This window comes from Taishania pollutisoli (assembly GCF_014518315.1).
In the GTDB taxonomy this organism is placed as follows: Bacteria; Bacteroidota; Bacteroidia; order Flavobacteriales_D; family Crocinitomicaceae; genus Taishania; species Taishania pollutisoli.
Map to the genome: position 1 here is coordinate 160,182 of NZ_JACVEL010000006.1, position 16,829 is coordinate 177,010.

The window sequence follows — 16,829 nt, forward strand, 5'->3', positions numbered from 1 at the left end:
TTTATTGTAGTGTTAATCTTTTGACAAATTGTTTACTTATTTCCATCATCGGATGAAAATACACATCTGTTGACACGAAAGGTACAACTTTTCTGTAAGCTGCATGCAATTGTTCAATAATTTCAGAACTTTTCAACGGTCTTCTGAATTCAATTGCCTGCGCTGCGTTCATTAATTCTATTCCCTGAATCGAATAACAGTTTTCGATGACCCGGTACAGTTTCGTTGCTGCATTCGCTCCCATCGACACATGATCCTCCTGTCCGTTGGATGAATCAATCGTATCTACACTTGCAGGTGTACACAATTGTTTATTCTGACTCACAATGGATGCACAGGTATACTGCGGAATCATAAATCCGGAGTTCAACCCGGGGTTAGCCACCAAAAATGCCGGTAATCCGCGCGTTCCTGAAATCAGCTTATAGATTCTGCGTTCCGAGATGCTTCCCAGTTCTGCCAGTGCAATTGCCATAAAATCCATGACCAATGCCAACGGCTGTCCGTGAAAATTACCCGCAGAAACCACATCATCGTCTTCCGGGAATATCGTCGGATTGTCTGTTACGGCATTGATTTCACGTTCTACCATTTTTGAGCAATGCTTAAATGTATCCAGCGAAGCACCATGTACCTGTGGAATACAACGGAATGAATACGGGTCCTGCACATGTTCTTTGTGCTTTTTGACAATCTCGCTTCCCTTCAACAATTTTCGGAATTGTTCCGCTGTCTCCATCTGTCCTTTCTGATTGCGAATTTCATTCACATTTGCCTGAAACGGGTTGATTCTTCCATCATATGCCTCCAGTGACATCGCACCGATCAAATTGAATTGATTCCACAACTTAAAACTGTTCGCAACGGCATATGAGGCATAGGCACTCATAAATTGTGTCCCGTTCAGCAATGCCAATCCCTCTTTGGATTGCAATACGATCGGTTCCAGTTTTAATTCAGCATACACTTCACTCGTTGGTCGGATTGCATCGTTGTAAAACACCTCTCCTTCTCCCAATAACGGAAGGCAAAGATGCGCCAACGGAGCCAAATCTCCCGAAGCTCCCAAACTACCTTGCTGGTACACTACCGGGAAAATATTGTTGTTGAAGAAATAAATCAATCGTTCCACTGTTTGTACCTGCACTCCTGATTTCCCATGAGAAAGTCCCAATACTTTCAGCAACAGCATTCTTCGCACGATTTCCAACGGCACCAATTCTCCCATCCCACATGCATGTGAACGCACCAGGTTTGATTGCAAGGTTGAAAGGTCTTCCGGTGAGATTGCTGTATTACACAAGGATCCGAAACCGGTGTTGACACCATAAATCAGATCGGATGAGTCTCCTACTTTTTTATCCAGAAAATCACGGCATTTTTGAATTTCTGATTTTGTTTCGTCATTCAACTGAAGCTGGGAAGGGGTAGCCAGAATTGCTTCAATTTCTTCAAGACGCAACCATTTTCGATCAATAGTAACTAGTTTCATTCTTCTTTTAACTTTAAAATTAATTCCTCAATGGTACATCGGGTTTGTTCTCCACTGTCCATGTCTTTGAGGGTGATTTTATTCTCTGCTATTTCGGTTTCCCCGACAAGCGCTGTATATGTCGCACGGATATCATTGGCATACTTCATTTGTTTTTGCAATTTCGCCGCCGAAGGATAAATATCGCATGCAATGCCTTCATTTCTCAACTGACGAGCTACATACATGCAAAATGCCTGTTCTTTTTCTCCGAAATTGATGAAGAGCAACTTCACTCCTTTCGTTAGTGATTCCGGGAATAAGTTCAATTCGTTCATTACATCGTAAATACGATCTGCTCCAAATGAAATTCCTACTCCGGACATTCCTTTCATTCCAAACAACCCGGTCAAGTCGTCGTAGCGTCCGCCACCACAAATGCTTCCCATTTGCACACCATTCGCTTTCACTTCAAAAATAGCTCCTGTGTAATAATTCAGACCACGTGCCAATGTTACATCAAACTCTATTTTTGCACGTTTTAACGCTAATTTAGCAACCTGATCCAACACAAATTCCAGTTCCGCGATCCCCTCCTGCCCGATTGTACTCGAAGCAAGATAGGTTTTCATTTGCTGCAGGATTTCTTCATTGGAGCCTTGCATTGCAAACAAAGGTTTGATTTTTTCGATGGCTTCTGCAGAAATATTTTTCTCTTCCAATTCTTTCACGACTCCATCCGTTCCTATTTTATCCAGTTTATCAATTGCAACTGTGATCGCAACGATTTTTTCTGTTTCACCACACACTTCAGCAATTCCTGAAAGAATTTTCCGGTTGTTGATCTTGATGGAGAAATCCGGCAGTCCGAGATTGGTCAGTACTTCATCAAACATCAGTACAAAATCGACTTCATAGATCAGCGAATCGCTTCCAACTACATCGGCATCGCATTGAAAAAATTCCTGATAACGTCCATGTTGTGGGCGATCGGCACGCCAAACGGGTTGAATCTGGTAACGTTTGAACGGGAAGGAAAGTTCATTCTGGTGTTGCACAACAAACCGGGCAAAGGGAACTGTCAAATCGTAACGCAATGCTTTTTCGGCAAGTGAATTGGCAAAACGCGCCAGGTTGTCTGCTTCCAACGCCTGCACATCTGCTTTTTTCATTTTTTCACCGGAATTCAGAATGCGGAAGATCAAACGGTCGCCTTCTTCTCCGTATTTCCCAAGTAATGTTGAGGAAAGTTCAAAGGAGGGTGTTTCAATTGGTGCAAATCCGAATTTTTTGTATACTTCTTTGATCGTATCGAAAATGTAAGTACGCTGCGCAACTTCAAACGGTAAAAAATCGCGTGTTCCTTTTGGTATGGATGGTTTTTGTGCCATTGAATGAAAATTTTGACAAAACTACAAAAAGTAGTGGAAAGTGGGTTAGTTGAAAGTGAATACTGAATTTTGAATGATGAATGAGTGGAGAGTTGGGAGAGAATTATCAATGTTCAATTATCAAAGCTTCGTAAAATATAGAATACTGAATTTTGAATGAGGTAGTTTTAACTCAATCCGTCATAAAGTCAACCAATCATAATGTCAAAAGGTCATAAAGTCAATGATCGTGGCTTCGCAACAAGAAATTTCACAACCAACACTTGATAATTGAGACATTAATCATTCACAATTAAAAAGTCTTAACGTACATTTTATATTTTCATAACCCGGAAACGGTAGGAATACAGGAATTTTGCGGCAAAAAACAATGGAACTTTTTATAACGATCTTCGCCGGCCTTTTCTCTATTATTAATCCATTGGGAACTGTTCCCATTTTTGTCGGATTAACTACCAATGAATCTAAGATTAACAGACAACGAACGTGTATTCTGACGGCCATCAATGTGTGTGTGATTCTCATAATTTCTTTTTTCGCCGGAAGTTATGTTCTTAACTTTTTCGGAATTTCCATCAATTCATTGCGCATTGCAGGCGGGTTGATCATCGCATCTTCCGGATTTGCCCTATTGACCGGATCCTTCACAAAACACAAGGGGATGAAACGTTCCAGTGTCAAAGCGGATCTGGAAAAACGATCCGACATTTCCCTCACTCCTCTTGCTATTCCGATGCTTGCAGGTCCCGGATCAATTTCACTACTGATTACACTCAATCAACTGCATCGGGAAACGAATCAAATTTTAATTATCGTGGGTGCTATTTTGTGTGTCGGAATTTCCGTTTTCCTGATTTTACGCTCTTCTCATTTTATCGTGAAAGGATTGGGAGCTTCGGGAATCAATGCCATTTCACGCATCATTGGTTTTATTGTCATCGCAATCGGGATTGAGTACATTTCTTCGGCGGTGTTGGATTTGTTTGGAAAACTCATCGGATAGTCATATCGCTATATCGTAATATTGCGATATGTACATATTTCAATACTGCAATATTACGATATGCCGTTTTGACCACCACAAGTCCGCAAATGTGCTACCTTTGCATCATGGAGGAAAGACTCGACAAATTGCTGTTGCAGCGGGAGCTAGTTAGTTCACGTGTCCGTGCGGAAGAAATCATTCGTGTGTACGGTGTAAAAGTCAACGGGAAACTGATCACTAAAACAGGAAAAAAAGTACCTGTTGATGCACACATCGAATTAATGGCAGAAGAAATTCCATGGGTTTCCAGAGGAGCATTGAAGTTGGTAGAAGCAATTGAACAGTGGCAGCCTCTTATTTCCGGAAAAACCATTATGGACATAGGTGCTTCAACCGGTGGATTTACAGAAGTACTCCTGAAAAATGGTGCACAAAAAGTATTCTGTGTGGATGTCGGAAAAGATCAATTACATGCTTCAATCAAATCAGATGCACGGGTGATCAACCTCGAGCGCACACATGTCCGGGAATTGACACACAAACTGATTCCGGAATCCTGTGACGGATGCGCGATTGATGTTTCATTTATTTCCCTGGAAAAAATATTTCCGTTCATCCATCCTTTTTTATCAGACGGAGCATTTGTAATCGCCTTGGTAAAACCTCAGTTTGAGGTAGGAAAGGAAAACATCGGGAAAGGTGGAATTGTTAAAAATCAGACCTTGTATAAAGATGTGTTGGAACGAATCAAACTCACCGGCACAACGAATCATTTAAAGTACGTTGCACACATCGAATCTCCTATTCTCGGAGGTGACGGGAATAAAGAGTTTTTGATGCTTCTGAAAAAGGAGAATTGAGTTAACTTTGCACCATGACAACACTGCAAAATGATGTGATTTGTGCACTGGCTACTCCTAACGGAATCGGTGCCATCGGAGTGATCCGTGTTTCCGGGAAAAACTGCTTGGATTTGATTTCTCCCGTTTTTGGTAAAAATCTGAAAGAAAAGCAATCACATACACTGCATTTCGGTACTATTCGCTCCAAAGAAGGTGAACTGATTGACGAAGTGTTGATTTCCGTATTTCACGACGGAAAAAGTTTCACCGGAGAAGAAAGTGCTGAAATTTCCTGCCACGGCTCTGCTTACATTTTGCAGCGGGTAATGGACGTTCTATTGGCGCAGGGATGTCGAATGGCAGCTCCGGGAGAATTTACCATGCGTTCGTTTCTCAACGGAAAAATGGACCTTTCGCAAGCAGAAGCTGTTGCCGATCTGATTGCTTCGGAATCAAAAAAAGCACATGAAATCGCACTGAATCAATTGCGCGGAAATTTCTCTTCGGAACTGAAGGAATTGCGCGAACGTCTGATTCACTTTGCAAGCCTTGTGGAACTGGAACTCGATTTTTCTGAGGAGGACGTCGAATTTGCCGACCGTACTGAATTGTTGGAACTCGTTACAACTGTTCTGGCTGTTGTTACCCGTCTCGAAGAATCGTTTGAGCTGGGGAATGCCATCAAAAATGGGGTCCCTGTTGCCATTGTTGGTGCTCCCAACACTGGAAAATCAACTTTGCTCAACCAGCTTTTGCAAGAAGATCGTGCCATTGTGAGCAGCATCGCCGGAACGACCCGTGATGTGATTGAAGAAACACTCAACATTGACGGGATTTTATTCCGTTTGATTGATACTGCGGGAATTCGCGAAAATGCCGAGGAAATTGAAGCATTGGGAATTGAACGTTCCCGGCAAAAGATTGAACAGGCGAAACTCGTTCTCTGTATGGCAGATGCAAGTATTTCAAATAGCCTAGATGAAGTGCGCGCGTGGAAAAATGAACTACAACAAACCTACCCGAACAAGCGTCTGGTTGTGATTGCCAATAAATCGGATGTGCAAACACAGGAACTCTCCGATTCGGAAATCGGCATCAGTGCCAAAGAAGGATTCAACATCGCTGCATTAAAAAACTGGATGGTCAACCAGATCACTCAGGGGGCAGACCTGCAAAACGAAACGATTATCAGTAATATCCGTCACCGCGATGCGCTCTCCCGCACCCGTGAAGCTCTCCAACAAGCAAAGACCGGTCTGGAAACGAACATCACCGGAGATTTTGTGGCAATGGACATCCGCCAGGCAATGTATCATTTAGGAACAATTACCGGGAATATTTCCGAGGATGATTTGCTGGCGAATATTTTTAGTAAGTTTTGTATCGGGAAGTAGGGTCTATTTTTTTTACAAGAACCTAATATACAAACAATTAATTCATCAAGTCATTTGCAATTATTTCCGCTTGTTTCAGTACTGTTTCTGTAGCCAACAACTGCATATCTGGTGGATACCCATATTTTCTCAGTAATCGTTTAACAAGCACTTTCAATTTTGCTTTGACACTTTCTTTAATTGTCCAGTCAATGGAGGCATTTTTTCTGATGGTGTCTGTTAGCACAACTGCCAGCTCACGTAAAGCATCCTGTGCCATCAATTCTCTGGCGCTATCATTATTTGCAACCGCTGTATAGAAAGCATACTCATATTCTGACAACCCCAGTAAACTCGCCTCACTATCCATCTTAACAATGTCTTTACTAAGTTTTATTAACTCATCAATAACTTCAGCGGCAGTTAATATCTTATTATGGTATTTTTTAATGGATGCTTCCAACATTTCCATTAAACTTTTACTTCGAATCAGGTTCTTTTTTGCTCTGGATTTTATTTCGTCGTTCAGTAACTTTTTTAATACTTCTAAGGCGATGTTTTTGTGTTCCATTCCTTTTAATTCAAGTAAAAATTCCTCAGAAAGAATGGAAATGTCCGGTTTTTTGATTCCTGCAGCATCAAATACATCAATAACCTGTTCGGAAACCAATGCCTTATCAATGACCTGACGGATAGTCGTTTCAATTTCGTCATCTGTTCTACCTGAACCTGTATTATCAAATTTTGCTAAACGGGCTTTTACTGCTTGAAAAAATGAAATTTCATCTTTTACATCCATTGCCTGTTCGTGCGGTATTGCAATGGCAAAAGCTTTAGAAAGAGACGTTACTTCATTGATGTATCGCTTTTTTCCATCTTCCAAGCCCAATATATGCTCTTCAGCTGCTAAAATCAGTGAAAGTTTTTTTGATGTATCGGCATCAAAGTATTCTTCATACGGAAAACCGTGATAGAGTTGTGATACAACCTCTAATTTCTCTAACATCAATTGAACAGCTTGCTCCTGTGCTTTAGTGGGATCTCCTTTTCCGCCTGCATCGGAATAAAATGCCAATGCTTTTTTCAGGTCAGAAGCAATTCCAAGATAATCAACAACCAACCCTCCGGGCTTGTCCTTATACACCCGATTGACACGCGCTATAGCCTGCATCAGGTTATGACCTTTCATTGGTTTGTCAATATACAACGTGTGCATGCTTGGAGCATCAAAACCTGTGAGCCACATATCTCTGACAATGACCAACTGTAATTCGTCATCGGTATTTTTCATCCGATCTGCCAATAGACGTCTTTGCTGTTTTGTCGTATGATGTTTAGCTATTTGAGGGCCATCTGATGAGGCGGAAGTCATGACAACTTTTATTTTTCCTTTATTCAAATCATTTGAATGCCATTCCGGTTTTTCTGCAATAATTGCTTCGTATAAGGCCGCAGCAATGCGACGACTCATTGTTACAATCATCCCTTTTCCTTCAAAAACTTCTTGTCTCTGAGAAAAATGTTCAACAATGTCCTTTGCAATGTTTTTAATCCGGTTTTCACTTCCGATAAGCGCCTCCAGCTGTGTCCATTTGACTTTTGCTTTCTGAGTATTCGTTAACTCTTCTTCTTCAAGCTCTTCATCCAGATCTTCAATCAGTTGCTTGCCTTCGTCACTCAGATTCACTTTTGCCAAACGGCTTTCATAAAATATACGTACGGTTGCACCATCTTCTACTGCTTGTGCAATGTCATAAATATCAACATAATTTCCAAAAACAGCAGGTGTATTGACATCCGCACTTTCAATTGGCGTCCCTGTAAAACCAAGATAGGTCGCGTTTGGTAAAGCATCCCGCATGTATTTGGCAAAGCCGTATACAATCTTTTTACCAATAACAGTTCCCTCTTCATCTTTGTCATCAACTGTTTTTGCTTTGAATCCGTATTGTGTCCGGTGCGCTTCATCGGCTATGACAATGATGTTGTTTCTGTCAGAAAGTTGTTCGTAAACATTACCTTCTTCAGGTTGGAATTTTTGTATGGTAGTGAAAATAACTCCTCCGGACGACACTTTTAGCAAATCCTTTAATTGGTTACTGCTTTCGGCTTGTACAGGATCTTGTCGCAGTAGCTGTTTGGAAGCGGCAAACGTATCAAACAACTGATCATCCAGATCATTCCTGTCTGTAATAACTAAAATTGTAGGGTTATTTAAAGCCAACACCACTTTTCCGGCATAAAACACCATTGAAAGCGATTTTCCGCTTCCTTGTGTATGCCAGACTACACCTCCTTTTCTATCGCCGAAAGGTTGGCTTTTCACATCCGGCAAACCATATTCTTCCGGGTCTTCTTCCATAATTGGTGAGCTTGTAAATCCTGTCGCTCTTAAAGTTGATTCTACGGCGCGATTAACAGCATAATATTGGTGGTAGGCTGCTACTTTTTTGACCGTAGAAATGGTAATGACTCCGTTATTGTCTTCCTTTTTAGTTTTTTCAAAAACGATAAAATGTCTGATCAGATCAATTAAGGTCGTTTTATTTAACATTCCCAGCATCAATGTTTCCAGCTGACTGATCAGATGCGAAGCTTCCATTTTTCCGTCAATGGTTTTCCAAGCCATAAAACGACTGAATCCTGCTGAAATTGTTCCCGCCTTGGCTTCCAATCCATCTGAAATAATCACCAATCCATTGTATGTAAATAGATTGGGAATAACAGATTTATACGTTTCGACTTGCTTAAAGGCAGAATTGATGGTCGTGTTTTCATCAATTGCATTCTTCAATTCAATAACAACTAATGGAATACCATTTACAAACACAATCAAATCAGGTCGTTTGTTGTTTCCATTTTCTACAATGGTAAACTGATTGGCCACAAGGAATTCATTGTTTTCAGGATCATTGAAATCAATTAACCAGACTCTTTCTCCGCGATCTTCGTTGTCGATTCGGACTGTTACAGGGATTCCCTCCGTTAATAAACGATGAAACAATTCATTATTGCTGAGTAAATCGGGTGAAACAATGCGCTGTATCTCTCTGATTGCTTCTGTTATTGCCTCTTCAGGTATTCTTGGATTTATTTTTCGAACGGTACGAGTTATTCTTTCGAGTAACAATACCTGTTCAAAACTTTCCCGTTCAGGTGTTTCACTATCTGGAGCAATGGCAGGTGCATAACAGTATTCGTACCCTTGGTTTTTTAGTAGTTCAATAGCAAATTGTTCGATTGTGCTTTCGTTCATTTCTATAGTTATTCGCTGATGATTTGACTAAAATAGTCATTTATAGTATGTTTTCTATTTCTTTCAGTATGTTTTCTACTAAACCTCCTGTTGGTGGATGTTTTTTTTCAGATTTTTCATCCCATTCTAAAAGACCTACATATTTCTTATTCCATTCAGGTGCTTTCTTTTCAAAGAAATTCCAGAATGAAACAACTCCAAAATAGGCATTGGGGGCGCAGTTTTTTATCTGTTGTTCACGATTTGCCAAATGTTCCATCATGTTCTTTCGCTTCCAACCGTCATTTACTTTCAATTCGATGACAGCAACTACTTCTTCTCCTCTCCAAATGGAAATATCCGGACGAATGGAATTACGGCTACGAACAAGACTTTTTTCAGATGTAACCTGTAAACCGTGTTTATTTTCAAAATACGATTTGATGAACAGCAAACAAGTTTCGGTAAAGAAATCTGCTGCGGTTGTATTCGTCTTCCGATCTAAAATATCTTTGTTGTTGTTTACATTGAAGTGCCAGAAAGCGCCCATTCGATTTAAAACGGCTTCTGTTATTTCGTTTTTATTCAAGTCAAAAGAGTAGGTATTCAGCTGTGCTTTTATGTTGTACTGAATGTCTAATAACTCTTTGTATTGTTTCGTAAATTGATCGTCAATTTCGGTTAAGTTCATCTCGTTTTAGTTGTTAGTGAGTTGGTTCCGTTTTCGGAAATTTATTTTTGTAATAGGAGTTTAAAAACAAACCGATTGTTGTTACACTATTCAAAATAAAATAGGCATAAATGCTGCTCTCAACAACTTCATCATCATCTGTTTTTCCGTGTGCATTTGTTTTTTCACTGCGTAATTTTTCGATTCCCTGACTAGCTGATAACAAGGAACTTCCAATGGTTTTGATTTCCTGTGGCATATCTGAATTTGGGAGTAGTTGAATGGCTTTCAGCACTTCCTGAGTTAATCCATACAATGTTTCACTTCCTTTTATTTTGCCATTGATACGTTCATCTTTTAGGATTTCCTTGATGATGCTTTCCAATGCCGAATTTGCCAATCCAATCGCAATATCCGGGTGTTCTTCTATCTGCTTCGATGCTTTTTCAAATGTTGCCAACGCATTTACGTGACTTATTTTTAGCTCATTCTTAAAAACAGGAACGGAAGGTATGAAGTAAGGAGTTTGTAAACCTAAATCGATGGCAATTTTCAATAAAACTTCAGTATTTAAGGCGTAAATAGTATTTTTAAGATTTACATTTTTAATAATACTTTCATATTCAATATCAAAAGCATTTATACTATTTCTATATATTTTCCTCCAATTAATTAGATAAAATTTTCTTTCTGGTTCAGTTGGGTATTCCTCAATTATTTTTAAAATAACCGAATCTGCTAAAGCCATCTGATATTTAGGTGATACTTCAAAATTCATAGTATTTGTCTTTATTTTTCTACTTTCACTTCACCACTCATGAGTTTTGGTAACAAGGTATTTCGCAAGGCATTCAGAGTCTGGATTTGATTTTGATTGATTCTGATTTTATCTTGTATGATTGAGCATTTTTTTTCAAATTCATCTAATTTATCTTTCGACGGTAATTTGAAACTGTATGAACAAATTGATGTTGGAGAAGTATGCCTTATTGATGTTCCAGAAGCCCCACTTAAAATAAACCATTGATAATCTTCTGTTTTCAGAAGGTAATAAAGAAAAAACTTACTAATTTCTTTTTTGATTTCAACTTTCCCTACTCGTTGATTATGCAAAAACATTTCATCCTTATAGTTATCAGGAATCAAAGCGGAATACCCTAAAGTATCGCCATCTACACTTAAATCTGTCATTGTAACAACCAAGTCATGAACCTTAAAAATATATTCTTTCGGAAAATCTTCTCGTGTGTAATATTTGAATTTGTCAGATTTGAAACCACCTCCAATTTTGAAATTCCCTGGAGTAACTAACTTTAAATGTGTTTCTCCTGTTGAAATATAATCACCTTTAAATGCAAAACCATGTTTTACAGAAATATATTCACCTAAAACAACTTCCTCCCAATCCTCCTTCGCTTCTTCTACAAACCATTGTCGGAACAGCGTTTCTGCCATTTTTTCCAATGTTTCATTTTGGCGGTGGAGCAAATCTATTTTATCGTCCAAACTGCTGAGAACAGAAGCAATGGCTTTTTGTTCGGGGAGAGGGGGAGAGAAATTTCAATTTCGTTAAAAGTACCCTTTGTAATTGTATCAAATACACCTCCATGAGCTATTTGTTGAAAACCAGAAACAGTATCTTTCAGTAAATAATAGATAAAATCATTAAGTGAAAATTCTTCTTTGGCTCTAATACCATAGCAAGATTGATTGAAAGTCATTGGTCTACTTAAAACTGCTAAAGCACCTACAGTACCTCTGGCAGATATAATAATATCATTCTTGTTAAGCAATTTTGTACTGCTTTCTGATAACCCTTTTTCTGTTATTGTTTTTTCAGTATTACTTACATATTTTTTACCTGTGTTAAAATCAGCGACGGATAACCATGGGATATTACCATTCCAATAACCATTTACAGAAGTCTTTGGAGTTCCTCCGCCAATTAATTCTATCACATCTGAAAATCTATACTCCTTCCATTCACTCATATCACAATTTCATTTATGGCTTTCTCGATTTCTTTTAAATATTCAGGAGTCTCAAAGTTTTTAGAAGAATCTGAAGTCTTATTGAGTAATCTATTTCCTAAATTTCGTTTATTTTTAATCAGGTAACTTTCAAAAGCTGCTATCTCTTGCTGTTTTCTCTTATAAGCTTCGTATTTTTTTCTTTCATCAGAATCTTGATATTCTTTACTTTTTCTAATATCATTTATAAATTGATGTTGTTTGCTTCCTTGCCATTCCTCGTATCCGGTTATTGGGAAATGGTGCAATTTTATTGTCGTGTTATTCAAATCAATGTTTAATTCTGTCAGCGCTTTGTGCACTTGATTTTGAGTAGATCGATCCAGTTTTTCAAAGTGTCCGGATAAACGATGAATTGCCGAACGAGCAGAAGGGTAAAAAGGATCACCCGTCATGCCAATATAGAAATAGACTTTCTCCTCAGTAATGATTTCATAAACGTATATTGAAAAACTCGGAAGCAACATTGCTCCTGAAAATTCTAGGGTGTTTTTAATCCCTATTTCGATTGAATCTATTAGAGTATTTTCTCCATTTATATCAACCTCCTTCCCATTAATAAAGTACTTGTATTCTATCCTGTTTTTATTTGCAGTTACTTTTACCCAAACACCAATTAGATATTCATATCCTCCATTTGGTTTAGTTAAATCTTTTAATTTTTGAATATCCTTTGTAATGTCTTTATTCCACCATCCTTTAAACTCTACAACCAATTTGTTTTTTTCATTGCAATCTCTTTTATGAAGAATTATATCAGGTTTGATTCCATTAGGGAAATTAAATGTTACTTTTTTTCCTCCATGATTTTTATTGTATTCACAGTCTAAACGTAATTCTTCATATTCTTCACCTAAACTACCAATCGAGCCTTTTATTTTTTGCTCTAAATATATACCTGTTCGAAAAACAAACGCCTGTTCAAGTCCTTCTCGAATTCCTTCGTAAGATTCAAACAAAAATGGTTTTTCCCTATAAACATCCTCAACAGCTTCTTTTAATAATTCAATTAATAATTTTTGTTCTTCATCCATCGTTTTTCAATTATTTGGAACATGTATAGAAAACCATCGTTTCTTATACATGTTGTGTTTGATATGTATAGAAAACCGTCATTTCTTATACACGTCGTTTTTGATATGTATAAGAAAATGCCATTTTCTATACACGTCATTTGCTATATGTATAGAAAATGCCATTTTCTTATACACATCTATTATCGATATCATCTTTTTTGTATCAATAAATTAATCAAAGAAATGTTTAAGTAATAATTATAGCGCCCGGATTTTACCTTCATTAACAATCCCTCTTCCACAAGTCTTTCCAGATAAGATCGCGCCGTAAGACGTGTAACTCCTACTTCAGACATCACAAACTCTATTTTTGTGTAGGGGTGGCTGAATAAATTATTGAGTAATTCGTGGCTGTATGCTTTTTTCAATAAATCACGCATTTTGAATTTGTATTCCTGCATCAGTTTCCCAATTTCTTTTACAAGTTCAATTGTTTGCCCGGAAGTTTCTTCAACACCTTTCAGCATAAATAAGACCCATTCTTCCCAATTTCCAGAGTCCCTTACATCTTGTAGCAATCGATAATATTCCGATTTGTTCGAAATAATGTAGCGGCTTAGGTACAGAATGGGTAGATCCAGCATTTCATTCACGACCAGATACAATACATTGATAATACGTCCAGTTCTTCCGTTTCCATCGTAGAAAGGGTGAATACTTTCAAACTGATGGTGGATGATTGCCATTTTAATCAATGAATCAAGATCGCTCATTGTATTATCATTGATAAAATCTTGCAGATTGTCCATGTATTTTTTAATCTCACTTTTATCCTGAGGGGGAGTGTAGACAATCTGACCTAACTGATTTTTGAGTGTTGTTCCCGGAATACTTCGGAATCCCGCACTATTTTTTTCCAGTTTTTGCTGTATTTCTTTGATATCGTTATTTGTCAACATTCTCTTTTTACGAATCAAATGAAAACCATATTTTAATGCTTCTGCATAATCCAACACTTCTTTTGTTGCTGCTGAAACAGTAATGTTATCAATGTTCAAATCGGCTTTGTATAAATCATCATGTGTTGTAACAATGTTCTCTACCGCTGAACTATCTTTTGCTTCCTGTAAAATCAACGTATTGACCAGAATGTTTTCATTGGGAATGGTTAGTGCTACTCCTTTCAGTTCAGCCAGTTTCTTATTTGCAAGATTCAATTGACGCAACACTGCTTTTGATTCGACATCAACTGTTAGTGGTAATTTAGGAATCACATAGGTCATATCAATCTGTTTTTATAATGATTTTACTCAAGCTTTCGGCAATTGCTTTGTTCAACCGTTTTTCTTCTTTCAACTGCTCGTCTAATTCGGCTTTCAATGAAGTAAAACGTTCTGCAAAGTTAAAATCATCTTCTTCATCAGGTAAACCGACATAACGTCCGGGCGTTAATACATAATCCAGTTCTGCGACTTTACCAATGGGAGTTGATGCACAAAAACCGGGAATATCTTCGTAATTTCCGTTTACATTTCTCCAATTGTGGTAAGTGCCCGCTATCTTATCAATGTCTTCACCGGACAATTCACGTGTTCTGCGGTTAATGAGGTGCCCTAAATTTCGAGCATCAATGAACAAAATCTCTTTGCTTCGATCACGAAATTTTCCGTTTGTTCTGTTGCGGCTCATAAACCACAAAGCAGCAGGAATTTGTGTATTCAGGAATAACTTAGCAGGAAGATTCACAATGCAGTCAATTAATCCGGCTTCAATTAATTTCTTTCTGATTTCTCCTTCACCCGAAGTTTTAGAAGTCAACGCTCCTTTTGCCAACACTACACCCGCTTGTCCTGTTGGTGAGAGGTGATAAATAAAATGTTGTAACCACCCGAAATTAGCATTTCCAATCGGAGGAACTCCATATTTCCAACGCCCGTCTTTTCGGAGTAAATCACCTCCCCAATCACTTACATTAAAAGGGGGATTGGCAATAATGTAATCCACTTTCACATCTTTGTGTGCGTTGTTTAGAAACGACCCTTCGTTGTTCCATTTTACCTGTGAGCTATCAATTCCACGAATGGCTAAGTTCATTTTTGCCAGACGCCATGTCGTTTGATTACTTTCCTGACCATAGATGGCAATATCATTTACCTTTCCTGCATGTGCGTCCACAAATTTCAAACTTTGAACGAACATACCACCGGAACCACAGCACGGATCGAAAACACGGCCTTTATAGGGCTCGAGCATTTCTACTAACAATTCAACAACACTTCTCGGTGTGTAGAACTGACCACCTTTCTTTCCTTCAGCAAGTGCGAATTCGCCCAGAAAATATTCAAAAACATGTCCGAGTACATCTGCACTTCTGGATTTTGCATCTCCTAAAGCAATGTTGCCAATCATATCGATAAGTTCTCCCAAACTGGTCGGATCCAAATTTTGACGGGCATATACTTTCGGTAAAACACCTTTTAAGGAACCATTTTCAGCTTCAATAGCGTCCATTGCGTCGTCAACTATCTTACCAATGGTTGGTTGTTTTGCACTATTTTGTAGAAACGACCAACGTGCCGACGGAGGGACAAAAAACACATTTTCAGCCTTGTATTCATCACGATCTTCGGGATCAGCCCCCATACCTTCTTCCGCTTTGAGCTTTTCATACAATTCCTCAAATGCATCGGAGATATATTTCAAGAAGATTAACCCCAGCACAATATGCTTGTATTCAGCCGCATCAATATTCTTGCGCAGCTTATCGGCTGTTTTCCACAAGGTTTTTTCCAATGGTTCTTCTGTCGTTTGTTTCTTTTTTGCCATTCTGGTTTTTATCGCTTTTGAATTAGGTCAAATATAATGAATTGAAGAGAATTTAGGAATCAAAAATCCCCCCCCAACAAAAAAAGCTACCTCATCTGAGATAGCTTTTCCGAAAAATTATATGAAATTAATTAGATCTTCTTGACGTTAACTGCATTCAAACCTTTTCTTCCTTCTTCAATATCAAAAGAAACTTCGTCTTTTTCAGTGATTTTGTCACTCAACCCCGTTACGTGTACGAAGTATTCTTTTCCTGTTTCTGCATCAACAATGAAACCAAAACCTTTTGTTTCGTTGAAGAATTTTACGGTACCTTTATTCATTTTGTATTTATTATTTTCTACGAAGATACCGTTCTGAGCGAAATAACAATGAAAAAAAAGCAAATAATTGAAAATAAATTTGTTTTCCCGGGTAAATGAGCCAAAAAAGAACGATTTATCGCTCCAGTCGCATCTCAACAATAGAGCGCTTGAATCCGAATTTTTCGCAGATCGGAGCAAGGGAAGAATCCCCCTTTAGATGCAGTGCGACATCCCCTTTTGCATGCCGCAATACCTGATCGATCATATTGCGTGCAACTCCTTTGTTTCTGAATTTATCCGAAACCGCGATGTACACCAATACATTTTCCGCCATGTAACCTTCCATTCCCGTCTGGTTAACGATGGCTGCTCCGACAATCTCACCGTGTGATTTGTTCACAATGGTAAATCCGCCGAATGACAAACGTTCTTTTGTGGCGTACTCAATAGCTTTTCGAATAAATTCTTTGTTGGGCTCCATTCCTTCCAGGTACTCGGAAAGAAAGTCGACAATTTTGTGCTTCTCCATTTGAGAAGGTCTGTTGGTCGCATTAAATAACAAATTCTCTGTAATAATCCCATCTAAAGTTTGCATATCGGAGTAGTATTTGTATGTATTAACAAACATCTAAAAATCGTCTTTTCCCGGGATGGGTTTCGTTAGTGGTTGCAAGATACACATTAT

15 protein-coding genes are annotated in these 16,829 nt (G+C 38.4%); 3 read left to right on the forward strand and 12 right to left on the reverse strand.

Annotated elements, in window-relative coordinates:
* Position 1: 1 nt before the first annotated feature.
* Both hutH and hisS read right to left on the reverse strand, forming a co-directional pair.
* On the reverse strand, positions 2–1,492 hold the full coding sequence (gene hutH, locus H9Y05_RS10445) for a histidine ammonia-lyase (protein WP_216714245.1): 1,491 nt from the start codon (positions 1,490–1,492) through the stop codon (positions 2–4).
* Entirely contained in the window at positions 1,489–2,862 is a 1,374-nt protein-coding gene (gene hisS, locus H9Y05_RS10450; protein WP_216714246.1) for a histidine--tRNA ligase, read from the reverse strand. The genes hutH and hisS overlap by 4 nt, the downstream gene beginning before the upstream one ends.
* A 370-nt stretch (positions 2,863–3,232) precedes the next feature.
* Here hisS and H9Y05_RS10455 point away from each other — a divergent pair, with 370 nt between their 5' ends.
* From H9Y05_RS10455 to mnmE, 3 genes are all read left to right on the forward strand, one after another.
* A complete protein-coding gene (locus H9Y05_RS10455) occupies positions 3,233–3,865 on the forward strand; it encodes a MarC family NAAT transporter (RefSeq protein WP_216714247.1) in 633 nt (210 codons plus the stop codon).
* Between the two features lie 107 nt (positions 3,866–3,972).
* Complete coding sequence (locus tag H9Y05_RS10460; RefSeq protein ID WP_216714248.1) at positions 3,973–4,707, forward strand: TlyA family RNA methyltransferase; 735 nt, start codon at positions 3,973–3,975, stop codon at positions 4,705–4,707.
* Positions 4,708–4,721: 14 nt separating this feature from the next.
* Entirely contained in the window at positions 4,722–6,083 is a 1,362-nt protein-coding gene (gene mnmE / locus H9Y05_RS10465; protein ID WP_216714249.1) for a tRNA uridine-5-carboxymethylaminomethyl(34) synthesis GTPase MnmE, read from the forward strand.
* 37 nt (positions 6,084–6,120) lie between these two features.
* On the opposite strand, the gene H9Y05_RS10470 is transcribed toward mnmE, so the two are convergent.
* The 10 genes from H9Y05_RS10470 to H9Y05_RS10515 all read right to left on the reverse strand — a co-directional run bounded on the left by H9Y05_RS10470 (position 6,121) and on the right by H9Y05_RS10515 (position 16,739).
* The gene (locus tag H9Y05_RS10470) at positions 6,121–9,318 is read right to left on the reverse strand and encodes a type I restriction endonuclease subunit R (RefSeq protein ID WP_216714250.1); all 3,198 of its coding nucleotides are present in this window, start codon (positions 9,316–9,318) and stop codon (positions 6,121–6,123) included.
* A gap of 40 nt (positions 9,319–9,358) precedes the next feature.
* The gene (locus tag H9Y05_RS10475) at positions 9,359–9,988 is read right to left on the reverse strand and encodes a hypothetical protein (protein ID WP_216714251.1); all 630 of its coding nucleotides are present in this window, start codon (positions 9,986–9,988) and stop codon (positions 9,359–9,361) included.
* Positions 9,989–10,001: 13 nt separating this feature from the next.
* Complete coding sequence (locus H9Y05_RS10480; RefSeq protein WP_216714252.1) at positions 10,002–10,745, reverse strand: abortive infection family protein; 744 nt, start codon at positions 10,743–10,745, stop codon at positions 10,002–10,004.
* An 11-nt stretch (positions 10,746–10,756) separates the two neighbouring features.
* The gene (locus H9Y05_RS10485; protein WP_216714253.1) at positions 10,757–11,422 is read right to left on the reverse strand and encodes a restriction endonuclease subunit S; all 666 of its coding nucleotides are present in this window, start codon (positions 11,420–11,422) and stop codon (positions 10,757–10,759) included.
* A 35-nt stretch (positions 11,423–11,457) separates the two neighbouring features.
* Positions 11,458–11,958 carry a restriction endonuclease subunit S gene (locus H9Y05_RS10490; protein WP_216714254.1) on the reverse strand — a complete coding sequence of 167 codons (501 nt, stop codon included), beginning with the start codon at positions 11,956–11,958 and terminating at the stop codon, positions 11,458–11,460.
* Entirely contained in the window at positions 11,955–13,031 is a 1,077-nt protein-coding gene (locus H9Y05_RS10495; RefSeq protein WP_216714255.1) for a hypothetical protein, read from the reverse strand. The genes H9Y05_RS10490 and H9Y05_RS10495 overlap by 4 nt, the downstream gene beginning before the upstream one ends.
* 191 nt (positions 13,032–13,222) lie before the next feature.
* Entirely contained in the window at positions 13,223–14,296 is a 1,074-nt protein-coding gene (locus H9Y05_RS10500; RefSeq protein WP_216714256.1) for a Fic family protein, read from the reverse strand.
* A gap of 1 nt (position 14,297) precedes the next feature.
* Positions 14,298–15,839 carry a type I restriction-modification system subunit M gene (locus H9Y05_RS10505; RefSeq protein ID WP_216714257.1) on the reverse strand — a complete coding sequence of 514 codons (1,542 nt, stop codon included), beginning with the start codon at positions 15,837–15,839 and terminating at the stop codon, positions 14,298–14,300.
* 131 nt (positions 15,840–15,970) lie between these two features.
* Positions 15,971–16,162 (reverse strand): cold-shock protein, encoded by a 192-nt coding sequence (locus H9Y05_RS10510; protein ID WP_163492473.1) that lies wholly within the window; start codon positions 16,160–16,162, stop codon positions 15,971–15,973.
* 115 nt (positions 16,163–16,277) lie between these two features.
* Positions 16,278–16,739: a GNAT family N-acetyltransferase gene (locus tag H9Y05_RS10515; RefSeq protein WP_216714258.1), complete on the reverse strand. Its 462-nt coding sequence runs from the start codon at positions 16,737–16,739 to the stop codon at positions 16,278–16,280.
* Positions 16,740–16,829 lie beyond the last annotated feature (90 nt).

Bases quoted from the DNA above. Each gene is read 5' to 3' on its own strand.
- hutH (WP_216714245.1), bottom strand. From the start codon at position 1,492: ATGAAACTAGTTACTATTGATCGAAAATGGTTGCGTCTTGAAGAAATT.
- hisS (WP_216714246.1), bottom strand. From the start codon at position 2,862: ATGGCACAAAAACCATCCATACCAAAAGGAACACGCGATTTTTTACCG.
- H9Y05_RS10455 (WP_216714247.1), top strand. From the start codon at position 3,233: ATGGAACTTTTTATAACGATCTTCGCCGGCCTTTTCTCTATTATTAAT.
- H9Y05_RS10460 (WP_216714248.1), top strand. From the start codon at position 3,973: ATGGAGGAAAGACTCGACAAATTGCTGTTGCAGCGGGAGCTAGTTAGT.
- mnmE (WP_216714249.1), top strand. From the start codon at position 4,722: ATGACAACACTGCAAAATGATGTGATTTGTGCACTGGCTACTCCTAAC.
- H9Y05_RS10470 (WP_216714250.1), bottom strand. From the start codon at position 9,318: ATGAACGAAAGCACAATCGAACAATTTGCTATTGAACTACTAAAAAAC.
- H9Y05_RS10475 (WP_216714251.1), bottom strand. From the start codon at position 9,988: ATGAACTTAACCGAAATTGACGATCAATTTACGAAACAATACAAAGAG.
- H9Y05_RS10480 (WP_216714252.1), bottom strand. From the start codon at position 10,745: ATGAATTTTGAAGTATCACCTAAATATCAGATGGCTTTAGCAGATTCG.
- H9Y05_RS10485 (WP_216714253.1), bottom strand. From the start codon at position 11,422: ATGGCAGAAACGCTGTTCCGACAATGGTTTGTAGAAGAAGCGAAGGAG.
- H9Y05_RS10490 (WP_216714254.1), bottom strand. From the start codon at position 11,958: ATGAGTGAATGGAAGGAGTATAGATTTTCAGATGTGATAGAATTAATT.
- H9Y05_RS10495 (WP_216714255.1), bottom strand. From the start codon at position 13,031: ATGGATGAAGAACAAAAATTATTAATTGAATTATTAAAAGAAGCTGTT.
- H9Y05_RS10500 (WP_216714256.1), bottom strand. From the start codon at position 14,296: ATGACCTATGTGATTCCTAAATTACCACTAACAGTTGATGTCGAATCA.
- H9Y05_RS10505 (WP_216714257.1), bottom strand. From the start codon at position 15,839: ATGGCAAAAAAGAAACAAACGACAGAAGAACCATTGGAAAAAACCTTG.
- H9Y05_RS10510 (WP_163492473.1), bottom strand. From the start codon at position 16,162: ATGAATAAAGGTACCGTAAAATTCTTCAACGAAACAAAAGGTTTTGGT.
- H9Y05_RS10515 (WP_216714258.1), bottom strand. From the start codon at position 16,739: ATGCAAACTTTAGATGGGATTATTACAGAGAATTTGTTATTTAATGCG.